The 13,702-nt window shown below is 37.9% G+C and carries 13 protein-coding genes; 5 read left to right on the top strand and 8 right to left on the bottom strand.

What is annotated here, in order from left to right; genetic code table 11:
• Positions 1 to 447 precede the first annotated feature (447 nt).
• The 3 genes from Q1R07_RS03930 to ffh all read right to left on the bottom strand — a co-directional run bounded on the left by Q1R07_RS03930 (position 448) and on the right by ffh (position 3,231).
• Positions 448 to 942 (bottom strand): GNAT family N-acetyltransferase, encoded by a 495-nt coding sequence (locus Q1R07_RS03930; RefSeq protein WP_300486205.1) that lies wholly within the window; start codon positions 940 to 942, stop codon positions 448 to 450.
• A gap of 1 nt (position 943) precedes the next feature.
• Complete coding sequence (locus tag Q1R07_RS03925; protein WP_300486204.1) at positions 944 to 1,831, bottom strand: tetrahydrofolate dehydrogenase/cyclohydrolase catalytic domain-containing protein; 888 nt, start codon at positions 1,829 to 1,831, stop codon at positions 944 to 946.
• A gap of 62 nt (positions 1,832 to 1,893) precedes the next feature.
• Positions 1,894 to 3,231, bottom strand: coding sequence for a signal recognition particle protein (gene ffh, locus Q1R07_RS03920; RefSeq protein ID WP_300486202.1), 1,338 nt, complete (start codon positions 3,229 to 3,231; stop codon positions 1,894 to 1,896).
• Between the two features lie 396 nt (positions 3,232 to 3,627).
• Between ffh and Q1R07_RS03915 the strand changes: the two genes are divergently transcribed.
• The 3 genes from Q1R07_RS03915 to Q1R07_RS03905 all read left to right on the top strand — a co-directional run bounded on the left by Q1R07_RS03915 (position 3,628) and on the right by Q1R07_RS03905 (position 6,509).
• Positions 3,628 to 4,899: an NAD(P)/FAD-dependent oxidoreductase gene (locus Q1R07_RS03915; protein ID WP_300486200.1), complete on the top strand. Its 1,272-nt coding sequence runs from the start codon at positions 3,628 to 3,630 to the stop codon at positions 4,897 to 4,899.
• 144 nt (positions 4,900 to 5,043) lie between these two features.
• Positions 5,044 to 5,997, top strand: coding sequence for a DUF6438 domain-containing protein (locus Q1R07_RS03910; RefSeq protein WP_300486198.1), 954 nt, complete (start codon positions 5,044 to 5,046; stop codon positions 5,995 to 5,997).
• 62 nt (positions 5,998 to 6,059) lie between these two features.
• Positions 6,060 to 6,509, top strand: coding sequence for a GNAT family N-acetyltransferase (locus tag Q1R07_RS03905; RefSeq protein ID WP_300486196.1), 450 nt, complete (start codon positions 6,060 to 6,062; stop codon positions 6,507 to 6,509).
• A gap of 104 nt (positions 6,510 to 6,613) precedes the next feature.
• On the opposite strand, the gene Q1R07_RS03900 is transcribed toward Q1R07_RS03905, so the two are convergent.
• Entirely contained in the window at positions 6,614 to 7,486 is an 873-nt protein-coding gene (locus tag Q1R07_RS03900) for a Dam family site-specific DNA-(adenine-N6)-methyltransferase (RefSeq protein WP_300486194.1), read from the bottom strand.
• 83 nt (positions 7,487 to 7,569) lie between these two features.
• Here Q1R07_RS03900 and Q1R07_RS16400 point away from each other — a divergent pair, with 83 nt between their 5' ends.
• Complete coding sequence (locus Q1R07_RS16400) at positions 7,570 to 7,824, top strand: helix-turn-helix transcriptional regulator (RefSeq protein WP_366526332.1); 255 nt, start codon at positions 7,570 to 7,572, stop codon at positions 7,822 to 7,824.
• Positions 7,808 to 8,704, top strand: a complete 897-nt coding sequence (locus Q1R07_RS03895; protein WP_300486192.1) for a hypothetical protein — start codon at positions 7,808 to 7,810, stop codon at positions 8,702 to 8,704. The genes Q1R07_RS16400 and Q1R07_RS03895 overlap by 17 nt, the downstream gene beginning before the upstream one ends.
• A gap of 93 nt (positions 8,705 to 8,797) precedes the next feature.
• Here Q1R07_RS03895 and Q1R07_RS03890 read toward each other — a convergent pair whose 3' ends face one another.
• The 4 genes from Q1R07_RS03890 to Q1R07_RS03875 form a co-directional block, all read right to left on the bottom strand.
• Positions 8,798 to 9,004 (bottom strand): hypothetical protein, encoded by a 207-nt coding sequence (locus tag Q1R07_RS03890; protein WP_300486190.1) that lies wholly within the window; start codon positions 9,002 to 9,004, stop codon positions 8,798 to 8,800.
• A gap of 123 nt (positions 9,005 to 9,127) precedes the next feature.
• Complete coding sequence (locus Q1R07_RS03885; protein ID WP_300486207.1) at positions 9,128 to 10,813, bottom strand: MBOAT family O-acyltransferase; 1,686 nt, start codon at positions 10,811 to 10,813, stop codon at positions 9,128 to 9,130.
• Positions 10,814 to 10,827: 14 nt separating this feature from the next.
• On the bottom strand, positions 10,828 to 12,249 hold the full coding sequence (locus Q1R07_RS03880) for a GDSL-type esterase/lipase family protein (protein WP_300486188.1): 1,422 nt from the start codon (positions 12,247 to 12,249) through the stop codon (positions 10,828 to 10,830).
• A complete protein-coding gene (locus Q1R07_RS03875; RefSeq protein WP_300486186.1) occupies positions 12,239 to 13,702 on the bottom strand; it encodes a hypothetical protein in 1,464 nt (487 codons plus the stop codon). The genes Q1R07_RS03880 and Q1R07_RS03875 overlap by 11 nt, the downstream gene beginning before the upstream one ends.

Below are 13,702 nucleotides of genomic sequence, written 5' to 3'. Positions count from 1 at the left end.
GCAAAACTAGAACCTTTTTCCGGTTTCGCAAACTTTATTAAACCTTTTTTTAAATCTTTTTCTTAATGCTCTCATTACAAAGACTTAACAATACCGATTTTTTTAGCTTTATTTGGTGTCTTTGCCGTCATTATGCGGTTTTACTGGCCTTTTTGCCTTTTTCATTCCTGAAATACCAGACCTGACAGGTTGCAAAAACCTGTCAGGTCATCACAAATTAGTAAAAACACTACTTATATATAGGTGCGTTTTCTGAAAATAATATCTGATCCGTTGTAAAAAATCGGTTATCTGTAAATAAAAAAGCTACTACTATATATAGGTAGTGCTAAATCCCAACCAAAAATTCTTTTGATCAAGATACTCTATATAATAAAAATACCAGACAGCTTTCGGAAACCTGTCTGGTATAAAAACAAAAAACCGCAGGAAATCCTGCGGCTTGTATTATTTTATTTTCTTCTCCATTATATAATCTTCCATCAGATAACCTTCACCGATAGCAATATCCTCTTCACCAATCACCTCGAACCCCTGTTTTTTGTAAAAATCGATCGCTTTATTAAAACGATTCACATTTAACAACAAGGAGGAATTGTTATTTTGATTAACTGCAGCTTCCACATAGTGCAAAAGAGACTTTCCAACACCCTTACCCTGTGTTTGCGGTAGTACATATATTTTATGCAATTTGGTTTTCCCTTCCTTATAATTAATCTGAAAAGAAGCAAATCCATAATATATTCCCTCTTCTTCCGCCAAAACAAATTGTTGTCCGTTTTGCTGTTGCTGTTCCAATGCCGGAATCGCATATATTTTATCGAGCATATACTCCAATTGCGTTTCCGATAAAATAGCACCGTAAGCATCCGGCCAAATGGTATAGGCCAAAGACTTTACAATTTCCAATTGATTTTGTGAAGTTACCTCGGTAATGATCATTTTATTCTGCTTTTAATCTTTTTTGTTCTCTTGCCAATAATGTGTTTTTCATCAGCATGGCGATTGTCATCGGACCAACACCTCCCGGTACCGGTGTAATAAAAGATGCTTTTTTGCTTACATTATCAAAATCCACATCTCCGGTGATCACATATCCTTTTTCTGATTTTTCATCTGCCACACGGGTAATCCCAACATCAATGATCACTACATCATCCTTAACCATTTCGGCCTTCAGATAATTTGGAACTCCCAATGCTGTGATAATAATATCCGCCTGACTGGTAATCTGGGTAATATTCTTTGTATGACTATGCGTTAAAGTAACTGTTGAATTTCCTGGAAAACCTTTTCTTCCCATCAAAATACTCATCGGACGTCCAACAATATGACTTCTTCCGATTACTACCGTGTGCTTTCCTTTTGTTTCCACATTGTAGCGTTCCAACAATTCCAGGATTCCAAATGGTGTTGCCGGAATAAACGTTGACATATCCAATGCCATTTTTCCGAAATTTTCCGGATGGAAACCATCCACATCTTTACTCGGATCGATCGCCATTAATACTTTTTGCGTGTCAATCTGATCCGGTAACGGCAATTGCACGATAAAACCATCGATAGCATCGTCTTCGTTTAATTCTTTGATTTTTTTCAGTAATTCCGTTTCCGAAGTCGTACTTGGCAATTTTACCAAAGTCGATTCGAAGCCTACTCTTTCGCAAGCCTTTACTTTACTACCTACATAAGTAAGACTCGCACCGTCGTTTCCAACGATTACGGCCGCCAGGTGCGGTACCTTTTCTCCGTTTTCTTTCATTTTCTGCACTTCGGCAGCAATTTCATTTTTGATTTCCTCCGAAATCTTTTTTCCGTCTAGTAGTTGCATTCGTGTGTATTTGTGTGTTGTTTTTATCTAAAAAAGAAGACGCGACTAATCGCGTCTTTATTTTATCTCATTCCTTTCATTCCTCCCATCATTCGCATCAGGTTTTTTCCGCCTGCTCCCTGCATCATCTTCATCATTTTGCTCATCTGGTCGAATTGTTTCAGCAATTGATTTACCTGCTGAATATTGGTTCCGGATCCTTTCGCAACCCTTGCTTTACGTTTCGCATCCAATAGTGCCGGTTTTTTTCGTTCGTCCGGTGTCATCGAATGAATAATCGCTTCAATATGTTTAAACGCATCGTCTTCGATTTCTACGTCTTTCAACGCTTTTCCGGCTCCGGGAATCATTCCGACAAGGTCTTTCATGTTACCCATTTTCTTAACCTGCTGAATTTGCGTCAGGAAGTCGTCAAATCCGAATTCGTTTTTCGCGATTTTCTTTTGTAATTTTCGCGCTTCTTCCTCGTCATATTGCTCCTGAGCTCTTTCCACTAAGGACACTACGTCTCCCATACCTAAAATACGGTCGGCCATACGTGACGGATAGAAAACGTCAATCGCTTCCATTTTTTCTCCGGTTCCGATAAATTTAATCGGTTTGTTTACCACCGATTTAATCGAAATCGCTGCTCCACCACGGGTATCCCCGTCTAATTTTGTCAGAACAACTCCATCAAAATTCAAACGATCGTTAAACGCTTTTGCCGTATTTACCGCATCCTGACCCGTCATGGAATCCACTACAAAAAGGGTTTCCTGTGGCTCGATTGCTTTGTGAACATTGGCAATTTCGGTCATCATTTCTTCGTCAACTGCCAAACGTCCGGCCGTATCGACGATTACCACATTATAACCGTTGGCTTTCGCGTGTTTAATTGCATTTTGTGCAATTTCAACCGGGTTTTTATTTTCCGGTTCAGAATATACTTCCACACCGATTTGATCACCAACTACGTGCAACTGATTGATCGCTGCCGGTCGGTAGATATCACAGGCTACCAATAAAGGTTTTTTGTTTTTCTTTGTTTTCAGGAAATTCGCCAGCTTTCCGGAGAAAGTAGTTTTACCGGATCCCTGTAAACCGGACATCAAAATCACAGATGGATTTCCAGACAAATTCACTCCGGCTACATCCCCACCCATCAACTCGGTTAATTCATCTTTAACGATTTTCACCATTAATTGCCCCGGCTGTAAGGTTGTTAATACATCCTCACCGATGGCTTTTTCTTTTACACGTGTGGTAAAATCTTTGGCAATTTTAAAGTTAACGTCGGCATCCAGTAACGCTCTACGCACTTCCTTTAAGGTATCGGCAACGTTTACTTCCGTAATTTTTCCATGACCTTTTAATATATGAAAGGCTTTATCGAGTTTATCACTTAAATTATCAAACATGATTCTGTGTTTCGTTTAATGAGGTGCAAATTTAAGAATTTGATTTTGAAGTTCCACAGAATCGTTCCACAAAAAAACAGGAATTGCAGCCACAAGTCAATCCTTTTGCGAATTACGCAGCATTATAGGCGATTCTGATCCAAAAACCGATACTTTCAGGTCGGTTCTGTTTTATTTTTTCAAAAAACACAGGATCTGATTTTGGCGACTCAATTTTATTTTATCGCTTTTTTTATTGTATCGATGAAAATAGTGTTTAAAAGTTAATGCTTTGTTATATTTTATATGAAATAGTGTTTTCCAATTGGTTATCCGTTTATAAATGGGTAAATTTATAGTGTTGATTTAACACGAATACTACTGTAAAAACACTCCGTTTTTTAAAACACTACGCGTATGAAAATAGTCATAATAGGAGGTGGTTTTGCTGGTATCAATCTGGCAAAAGCGTTGGGTAACAATCCCGATTTTCAGGTGACACTGGTAGACAAAAACAATTATAATTTTTTCCCTCCGCTCATCTATCAGGTAGCGACCGCTTTTCTGGAACCTTCCAGTATTAGCTATCCGTTCCGGAAGTTATTCTCGGGCAAAAAAAATATTACATTCCGATTGGCAGAACTACTTCGGGTAGATGCTAAAAATAATAAAGTGATACTTTCGAATGGCGAATTAAAATATGATCAACTGGTATTTGCTACCGGTGCCGAAAGCAATTATTTCGGAATGGATAATGTTCGCAAAAATGCCATTCCGATGAAAACGTTAAACGATGCTGTCGAAATGCGAAACCGTTTATTGCAACAAATGGAAAAAGCGGCTATTTGCGAAGATCCGCGCAGAAGACGTCAGTTGCTAACCATAGTCGTTGCCGGCGGCGGACCAACCGGAGTGGAATTATCCGGGATGTTTGCCGAAATGCGCAACGGAATTATGCGAAAAGAATATCCGGAGCTTGCCAATACCTTAAGCGACATTTATCTGGTTGATGGCGGAAAGGCCGTTTTGGCTCCGATGAGTGTCAATTCGCAACAAAACACCTATAAAGCATTAACGAAACTTGGTGTTAAAGTGCGTTTAAATTCACAGGTTAAAGATTATGTAGATGGTACGGTTTATTTTGCCGATGGAAAAACCATTAAAACGGAAACCCTGATCTGGGCAGCCGGAGTCAGTGCCAAACTATTTGACGGAATACCGGAAACCGTTTACGGTCGTGGGAAACGAATGCAGGTGGACGAACACAACAAACTTAAAGATTTCCCGAATATCTATGCCGTAGGCGATACCTGTATACAGGTTACCGATCCGAAATTTCCGAACGGACATCCGCAGTTGGCACAGGTTGCCATACAACAGGCGCGTCATCTGGCGAAAAACTTTAAGGCCATGGTGGGCCAAAAACCGCTAACACCTTTTAGTTATAACGACAAAGGTTCGATGGCCATTATAGGAAAAAACAAAGCCGTTGTTGATCTGGAAAAACCAAAAGTCCATTTTAACGGATTCTTTGCCTGGTTGGTTTGGTTGTTTATTCACCTGATGTCGTTGGTTACCTATCGCAATCGATTACAGACTTTATATAACTGGACGGTTGCTTATTTTTCGAAAGACCAGCCATTGCGAATGATCATTCGACCAGGTAAAAATGATGACACCTCTTCATAAAACAATAAAACGAAACGGCTCCGGCCGTTTTTTTATTGCAATAATTATCATTTCTACTATACTTTTATTTCTACCATAGCGTTATTTTGTAAGACAAATCATAGTTTAAATATATTTTTTATACTCACTTAAATAAAAAAGACCATGAAAACTGCCTTCCCATACGTTACTCTTTTTGTGCTACTATTGTTTTTACAATCCTGTAAAGAGATCCCAGAGAAAGAAACGCTAAAACAGCAACATAATGCTATCGACAGTATTCAGACCAAACAGGATGTTTACAAACTTCTTATGCAAATCGATCCCGATCATTACAAGCATTACACAATAAGTGACACTCTGAAATTTGAGAATAAAATTTGTCAACAAACGAAGGATAGTCTACATCTAAAACCATGGGTAAAAGCCGATTTTGATCAAAACGGGCTAACCGATATTCTGATCACTTTGGATTCCTATACGCCATATATAATTTGTCTTTTAGATCAGGGTAACCGCAAATATCAAACTTCCGTTATTAATCTTAACCTATTTCCCAGTTGTGTACTCGCGGATGTAAAATTTAATGATCATCATATTCCTGTTATACAATATTATTACAAGCCCTTTTATTTTGACCACAAAAACAAAGCAGATCAACTGGCTTATAAAACGTTAATTTACCGGTTTGGTGATTTTATAGAAGAAAACGACAAACCTTCTCATCATACTATAGAAAAAATTGAATTCGATAGTGGACCTTGTTTTGGCAGCTGTCCCATATATAAATTATCTATTCATGCAGACAAGTCGGCAATTTGGACAGCAGAAGAATACAACAAAATAAACAATAAAGAGATTAAAGGCACTTATAAAACAATCCTTACTGATGAAAAATATAAAGAACTTGTTCTACTTTTAAATTATATTGATTTTGAAAAATTAAAAGATACTTATTCTATACCGTGGAGCGATGATAAAACCTATGATTTAAAAATCACCTATGCCAACGGGAAAACTAAAACTATATCGGATTACGGTGGTGTCGGCACATATGGTTTAAAAAAAGTTTATAAATTACTATCCGAATTACGGGAAAATCAAAAATGGGAAAAATAAACCTGTAAAGCACCTACTCACGATTATATTATACGAATTCAAACACTAAAAATTTATCCCTAATGAAAATACTATCCGTTCGGGAAAACCCGGAATATAAAGACACCGCAATACGCTATTTACAACAAAGCTGGCCCGAAGTACCGGCTATCATTTATGAAGATTGTATCCGCAATTGTATCGATGCGCCACAACCGTTGCCGCAATGGTATCTTTTGGAAAAAGACTCCGAAATCATCGGATGCGCTGGTTTGATCACTAATGACTTTATCAGTCGGATGGATCTCTATCCGTGGGTTTGTGCCATGTATATTGCCGAAGCACACCGCGGTCATGCCTATGGCTCCCTGTTATTGGATCGGGCAAAAAAAGACACCCGGGCGGCCGGTTTTAAACACCTGAACCTTTGCACGGATCATATCGGTTATTACGAAAAATACGGTTTCCAATATATCGGAGACGGGTATCATCCATGGGAAGAGACTTCCCGAATTTATCAGATTGAAGTGTAATGTGCTATACATTTACCAACCGAATACTTTATTCACGATTCTTCCAAAGTCAATAAAATACAAATACCGGACAAACTTGTCGGGAATCATAAATCCCGACCGGTTTAATAGGTTAGCAATAGCCTGTCTTTTATGATTCGCTCCTTCTCCAGATTCAATCCTTCCATATGAAATCGTTTTAACATTGAATTTCCCAACGGAAGCGAAATATCTTCCTTAAATAAATCGCTTGTAGCCGATATAGCCTGCAAATAGCTCCCCGATTTTGAGAATCCGTTTAAACTTAATGCCACGCGTACTCCTTTTTGTTTTGCTGATTCAATACAATCGAATAATTCCGTTAGTTTAAAACTATGCGCCCCATACAGTATATTCTGACTATTTGGATAGGGTGGATCACAATAAATCAGATCGCCTTTTCTGGCCTGATCAAAGATTACTCTATAGTCACATTGTCGGAATTCTACATGCTTCAAGCGATTGTACCATTCGTAAACCCGCTTTTGGAATGTTTCCGTTGTAATAGGATTATGCACGCCGCAAGGTGTACTCATCCAACCATCTGCTTTTCGGAATCGAATCACACCACCATAACAAACTCGTATCAGAAAAATAAAATCCGCCGGGTTGTTATATCGATTAAAAGATTCGCGGATTTGATTATACACGGTAACTTTATCTGAAACCTTAATGCGGTCAATTCTCTCCCTATACCAGTCAATTAATTTCTCCGGATCTTCTTTGAGTGCTTCCCAAAGTGCTATTAAAGGCGAATAGATATCCGATCCGACACCCTTTTTAGGACACAAAGTTGCCATTATTGCACCACTACCAAAGAAAGGTTCATAAAAAGTATTATACTTCACCGGGAAATACTGTATGATCTGTCCGGCGATTCGCTGTTTGTTTCCTATCCATTTCAGCAATTGGAACTGAGGAGGCTGCTTTTTTACAGCATTCTTATTTTCAATTGACATAGCTATTTTATTTGCTCAAATATAATCTGTACATATTGGTATCCTGATTTGGGATATGCCCTGACAATAAATACCTTAGTTTAATGAATAAAAGCCTTTATAGCAAAGAATATCGAATTTTACGGGAAATTCTATATAATTCGAGAATTAGTAATAATATGCGACAACATGATCTGGCAACTCGGCTATGTGTTCCTCAATCATTAGTCAGTAAAGTAGAAAACGGTGAAAGAAGAATTGATCTTATCGAATTAAAATCTTTTGTCGAAGTAATGGATATGACATTAATAGAATTTATAACAAAATTTGAACAGAAATTAAATGAAACCAAACGATAGATTTAAAAACCAGCCGCTGGAATTCTGGGCCAACATTAAAATATTAAATCAAAGGCTTGGTTTTACTAAAAAACCGAGTGCGTCCAATCCACAGACCAATTTGGTCGTTCCGACCGTTCAGCAGATTATTGAAGCCTTTAAAAATGATCACTTTAACTATAATAAGTTAATCAACGAAGACGGCTTAACAGAACTCGGCTTAAAAATCATTTCTTATATGAAATACCGAAGGGAACTATTAACGGATTCTATTTTACCACTTTTGATGAATCGGGATCAGGCACAGGAATTATTTTATTCTCTAAAAAAGGAGTTAAATCCCGATTGTCCGTTACCGCTTAACAAACAAAAAAAAGAAAAAAAGGATTATGCCTATTTAAAGGGAATTGTTAATATGCTTATTTCGAAATATAAAGGAGATTATAGTTGTGATTTTGCTCCAAAAGAATTAACAGTCATAACGGAAAACAATTTTCCTGTACGAGTGTTACCACGCAGAGCAAACGGAGTTTTCCCATCGGCAACAAACCCAAGGGCAATATGGGAAATCAAAGAATACTATTATACCACTACTTTTGGCAGCCGTGTTTCCGATAGTGTTTATGCGGCACAACTGGACGGATGGGAACTATGTGAAGCACAATATCAAACCGGAAAATTGGTTAAAAACTATCTGATCATAGATGATTATTATACATGGTGGGCTAAAGGAAAATCATACTTATGCCGACTGGTCGACCTGATGCATATTGGCTTGGTCGATGAAGTGATCTTTGGTCGTGAGGTTATAACCCGTATTCCTGAATTAGTGGAAGAATGGAAAAAAGACATGGAATCGGATCACAAGCAACCCGGAAAAACAAGTATTATGATGAAATAAACTATAAAAAACTTTTTAGATATTCTATGTTTATCTCCTATCAACATAAAAAAAGCCGCTTCAATAAAGCGGCTTTTGTATTGTGTGATATCCTTATGCTTTTTTAGCATCTTTAGAACAACATGCTTTTTTTTCAGTGCTTGCTGTTGCTTTATCAGCTGAACAACATGCTTTTTTAGCTTCCGTTTTTCCTTTTGCTGAGCAGCACTCTTTTTTATCTTTTGGTTTTTGCTCCTGTGCATTAACATTCATCGATACTGTGAAAAGCGCTACCGCTGCAATTGCCATTAATTTTTTCATTGTCTTCTTATTTTTGATTAATTATTAGATTGTTTTTCAAACTTCTGTTTTAGCAGAATCATTCCAAAATTAGCAAAAAAACAAAATGATCCTTATAATATCTTCTTAATATTTCCTTATATTTTAAAATTGGAAATAAATAAACGGTTGTGGTCCTGCCGATGCGGTGGCATAAACCAGCCAATATGCCAATCCCAAAATAATCGCTTTCCCTACAATTGGCAAAGCACGGAAACTTCCCTGCATGGCATTTACAATTCTTTCCGGTAAGAAATGCCAGATAAAACCTATCGTCATTAGTATAAATACATTTTTATATCCCATGGCGATTACTTTCCATTGTTCCGGATCAAAGGTTAGGTTACCGATATTATGAATCAGTTCTAATGCCGTAGTAAAATCTTTAGCCCGGAAAAAGATCCAACAAAAGGTTACAAAATGGAACGTCAGAATTATAGCAAATACATGCCATATTGTTCCGCCAAAACCTTTCTTCTCTTCTTTTTTGGAAGGAAAATATTCGATAACAATTTTGTGAACCGCCAAAGCCACACCGTGTAAAGCGCCCCAAATAATAAATCGAAGACTCGCTCCATGCCATAGTCCGCCCAACAACATGGTTGTTAACAGGTTCACATTGGTAAACATGGTACGCTCTTTATCACGCGATAACAAGAAAGTCAATGAAAACACAACCAGTGAACTCACCGCCAGAATTAACGGAATATTGCTGGTTGGTGCATAATTGATTCCCCAAACAATTAATCCGAAGAAAAACAATGCCGGGAATAAAAATCCTGCAAAAGATCCGCTACGATTTCCTCCGACAGATATATATAAAAAGTCTTTTAACCAGGTTGATAATGAAATATGCCATCTTCTCCAGAACTCCGTAATCGAAGCCGATTGGTAAGGTGTACGGAAGTTGGTTGGCAATTTGAATCCTAATAATAGCGCAACCCCGATAGCCATATCGGAATATCCGGAGAAATCACAATAGATCTGAATGGCATATCCGTAGGACGCCATCAGATTTTCAAATGCGGTATAACTCGATGGTGCATCAAATACCCGATCGACAAAGTTGATTGAAATATAATCGGAGATTACCGTTTTTTTAATCAATCCACCAATGATCAACAACAATGCCCGGTTTACATCGTCTTTCGTGATGTTTAGTTTTTGGTAAATCTGAGGCAAAAAGTCTTTGGCCCGTACGATAGGACCCGCCACTAATTGCGGGAAAAACGACACAAAAAACAGATAATCAACATAACTTTTGGTCGGCTCAATCTCTTTTCGGTATACTTCTATGATATAACTAATCGATTGGAACGTATAAAAGGAAATTCCAACCGGAAGGATGATCTTCTGGAAATCGAAATGTTCCCCGGAAAGGGCATTATAGTTTTCGATTATAAAGTTGGTATATTTAAAATAACCCAGGAAACTCAGGTTTAACACCACACTAAAAGCCAGATAGATTTTTTTTACAGTCGCCCGACTTTCCCGATGCAATACATTTCCTAAATTATAATCGACCACCGACGATGCCAGTAGTAACAGGAAATAGATTCCGCTGGATTTATAATAGAAAAATAACGAGAAACAGATCACATAGACCAATCTCAGGTGGAACGTTTTTCGGGTAAGAATATAGACCGAATAAAAAACGAGAAATAATCCCAGGAATAATCCGGTATTAAACAACAACGGCTCTTTCGGATTGTATAAAAACCAATTCTTTACTGTTTCTTCAGTAATTCCGGTAAAAAGCGACGTTATATTATGGGCAAACCAATCTTGCATATTCAAAAACGTAATCAATTTTTCAAATTTGTTTTATAATTCTCGTAGGCTTGTAAAAGGGCTTCCGTAAACAGTGTTCCTTGTTTTTCATAACCCGCCTTAGAATAATGTACTTTATCGCCAGACATTAATCCCTGACGGTAATTCCTGTTCACACCGTATAATCCTCCAAAAATGGAAAACATATCCCAAACCGCATGTTGCTTACTTTCGGATTGTGTATTAATCTCACGGGTATAGTCGGCTGCAAAAGTATTCAGAGAGCGACGGTATAACAACGACGGTGGTGGTGTCATTACTAATATTTCGGCTTCCGGATTTTTCTGTTTAATCGTTTCCACAAACTGGTTTAGCTGCGCCATATAAGCTGTAACATCCATTTTATCAAACGTTTCATTCGTTCCCAGTGAAACAATCACCAAATCGGGATGCAATGCCGGAACCTGATCAAAAAATAATGGGTATTTATTATAATCCGAAAACTTAGCTCCGTTAACACCAATGCTGTTGTAAACAATACCCGGGTTGTCTTTTTCAAACACCAACCCGTTTAACGCAAACTTTGATGCATTTTTATTGGGTAACAGGTATATTTTTTTAATCGTTTCGGCATTATAATAACTGTAAACACCATCCTGCTGTTCTAGTGATAATGGGATAAACTCCGAACGTTTAATGCTTTTCTTTTGCATTTCATTCGTTGGAATACGCAATGTTTTTCCGGCACGAATGTTATTGTTTTTTAAGCCGTTGGCTTTTTTAAGTTCGGCTACCGAGACATTGTATTTTTCGGCAATGATCGAGATAACCTCTCCCTTTTTAATTTTATGATTGATTTTCTTCGGCACATTCGATTCCAATACTATTGTTTTGGAACTGGTTGCCACATCAAAAAGATTTTGACCTTGTGGCGTCAGGATCTTCAGGGTATTAAATTCGTATGCCGGATCTTTTACGTTGATTTCCACAGCAAAATCTTTGGCATTGGTTGTTAAAGCAATTCCGCTTAATCCAACCGGATTTCCATTTACCGGATTTATATTCCGATAACTGCTCCAGGATTCGTTTGACGAATAACGAACGTAATAACTTCCGTTAGTTTTCGCCAGGTTATATGGAAAGGAAAAACCAAGGCCGGCATTTCCAAATTTATATTGTAGGTTTTTACGAATAACCCCGGTGAATAAATCTGCCTGAATATGCGAGTCGCCCACATGAAGAATGTTGACTTTGCCTTTACCGGTAACTTCCAACGTATACAGTTTTCCGAAAAACTTTTGCAAAGCAGCGGTATTCGCGATTTTGTTATCGCCATAAACAACGGGTTGTTCTTCAATTTCCAACGTATCAACTACCGTTTCAAGGGAGTCGACCTGAGAAAAAGCAGGCCCGCCATAAAAGGCATATAGCAGTATAAAAAGGAATTTATTGCACATGAGTAGTGTCTTTTTTAACGGTCACACTGTCTTTTTTAACTACGGGTTTGGCTACTGCCGGTGCTTTTCTGGCTGCACGTAGTTTTTTGTACTGCTCATAACCCTGACTGATCTGGTTATAGATCAGGTCTGATATTTTTTTAGCACCTCTATGATTAAAGTGTGTATAGTCTTTATTTGCCGATGCCGGTGCTTCTTCCACCCATTTCACCATCGATCCGTCGCCACCCATAAGGGTATACAGGTTGATATATCCGGATTGAGACTGAATGGCATATTTTTTCTGCGCATTGGTTAATGGTACAACAGCCGAATCGGTTTTCATTTCCAAATCGTATTTTGTAGACTTATCTGCTGTAGACACAATTAAAATCGCAACACCTGGAAAACACTCTCTTAGGTGATTTACCACATTGGTCATTTTGCGTTCATACCAACCATAATTATACGAACCGTAGTTTAATACGTTGGTTCCATAGTGCAAAACGATCAGATCGTACCCCAACTTTTCCTGGAATTGACGCATTACATCGGTATTGAATGTTGTGATTGGCAAACCGGAATTTCCTCTGTTGGAAAAATTATCCACGTGTACACCTTTACCATCGTCAAAATTAAAACCGTAAACCGGGATAGAATCCGCTTTGATAAAATCAACTTTTAGGTTTTTAACGGTATTACCCAATGAAATACTGTTTACCAGTCGGGACGGGTTTAGTTTTTTATAAATCGTATCGTTACCGATTTTATAGGCAATTTTAGCTTCTTTATTACCCGATTTCCCGTAGAACAGGGTCGGATTGTACAATTCGCTAAGATGTTGCAGGTTCGATGCTTTGTATTTTACCCATTCCACATGCGCGGTATCATTCGCAAAAAACACATGTCCGTTAATTCCAAACGGTTTTCTTGGGTGTTTTACGTTCAGATACGATTGTGTTTTCCAATTGGTCGAAAACTCGTGTTTTATCGATCCACGGGATGCGGCCGATTCTGAAGTAATATTTACAAAACCGACTCCATTTCCGCCAAAACGGTTTTGAAAATTCGATCGGAAATCCTGTACAATCATATCGCCATCGGTCATCGAATCCCCAAAGTAAGCGATACGCACTTTACCTTCCTGATTCGTTTCCAATTGAAAAAGCTTTTCAAAAAAACCAACCAAATGCTGGAATCCTTTATAATCCTGAAAGGTTTCCGTCGGGAAAACAATACCATCCACTGCCTTAAATTTGATAGGCTCTTTGGAAATAGTATCCTCTTCGTCTTTATTGATCGTATCTTTTTCGATAGCTTCCAAAAGCAAACTGTCGATTACAACATTTTTGGAATTCCCACCTGTTTCCGTAAACAGTTTTTTAGGAAGGAAAGATTTAAAAACAATAAAAGCTACAATCGAAATGGCAATAATGGCAAGTGATTGAAAAAAATATGATTTTGGCTGATTCAC

The sequence above is a fragment of the Flavobacterium sp. genome, from assembly GCF_030146175.1.
Classification (GTDB): Bacteria; Bacteroidota; Bacteroidia; order Flavobacteriales; family Flavobacteriaceae; genus Flavobacterium.
The sequence above is the reverse complement of the archived record's forward strand: the minus strand, read 5'-3'. Positions and strand labels throughout refer to the sequence as shown.